We start from the raw sequence: 1,402 nt of genomic DNA, 5'->3' as shown, positions 1-1,402 counted from the left end.
GGATGACGTAAAATAGTCTGTGTACCAAGATCTGGAGTCTTTCCAGAACGCAAAAAAGTAGGGTATCCTCGGGATTGCGACATCACCAAGAGGAGGACCCTACTCGATGACTAATATACCCGAAAATGCCTTTCATAATCTACTTGAAAATACTGTTACTAAGCTGCTCCAAGAAAAGCTTGAACTGCTCCTTCAAGAAGAAATTAAGAATTACATGACCATTGAAAAACCGACTTCATCCAATAGCCGAAACGGACATTACAAGCGTTCGTTCCAGACGCGCTATGGCACCATTAACGCACTTCGGGTTCCACGTGACCGTAAAGGGACCTTCCAGACGCAACTTTTCGAGCCATACCAACGCAGAGAAGGATGGTTAGAGGAGGCCATTATTCACATGTACAAAGGTGGTATGAGTACGCGCGAGGTGGCTAAGTTCATCGAAAGTATGTTTGGCACACACTACTCTCCAACAACGGTCAGTAACATTACACAAACGGTTATGGAGGACATTGAAGAGTGGCAAACACGCCCCCTGGAGAAACGCTACTCCGTCCTCTACTTGGATGGTCTCTACGTCAAACTCAAACGTAACACGGTAAGCAGCGAAGCCGTGTACTTAGTGATGGGAATTGATGAGAAAGGAATTCGTCAAATCCTCGGCTTCTACGTTGGCGGTCACGAAAGCTCAAACGGTTGGCGCGAGGTACTCAAAGACCTTAAGAAGCGTGGTGCCACAGATGTATTGCTCGGCGTATTTGATGGCCTACCTGGTCTGGAAGACGCTTTTCGTGAGATCTACCCAATGGCTGATGTTCAGCATTGTGTCGTCCACAAAGTCCGTGCTACTTTCCCAAAAATCCGTATGGCGGATAAGACGGCGTTTCTGAGCGACCTGAAACAAGTCTACACCGCTATGGATAGGGATGTTGCCCTGGCTGTGTTTGATGGCTTCAAAAGTACATGGAGCAAGCGGTATCCAAAGGAAGTGAAGTCGTGGGAAGAGCAGCTTCCAACTTTGCTTACATTCTACAAGTACCCGTCATTAATCCGGAATGCGATCTACACGACGAATCCGATCGAGCGCATGAACAAAGAACTGCGAAAGCGGCTAAAACCAATGAACAGCCTAACTAACATTGAAGCTGCAGAGAAGATTATTTACTTACAAACCATTGATTACAACGAGAATTGGTGTGGTAGAGCCGTTCGTGGTTTTAGTGATCCTGGTACCAGAGCTGCGTTTGAAGCCATGTACAGTGAGCGTTACGCAAACAATTCATTTAAAGAAGAATGAGTTCCCGCGCCTTCGCTTGGGCTTTGCCCTCTAGAAGGTCAACAGCTAAATATTCATTTCCATCGTCCCGATGGAAATCCCTACTACACAAACTTCTTGACGCTA

1 protein-coding gene is annotated in these 1,402 nt (G+C 46.5%); it reads left to right on the top strand.

Translation table 11 applies throughout. The features are described from left to right. The first annotated feature begins 106 nt into the window (after positions 1-106). Positions 107-1,297: an IS256 family transposase gene (locus tag PGL01S_RS30645; protein ID WP_127499532.1), complete on the top strand. Its 1,191-nt coding sequence runs from the start codon at positions 107-109 to the stop codon at positions 1,295-1,297. The last annotated feature ends 105 nt before the right edge of the window (positions 1,298-1,402 follow it).

The organism is Paenibacillus glycanilyticus NBRC 16618 (assembly GCF_004000805.1).
Lineage (GTDB): Bacteria > Bacillota > Bacilli > Paenibacillales > Paenibacillaceae > Pristimantibacillus > Pristimantibacillus glycanilyticus.
The sequence above is the reverse complement of the archived record's forward strand: the minus strand, read 5'-3'. Positions and strand labels throughout refer to the sequence as shown.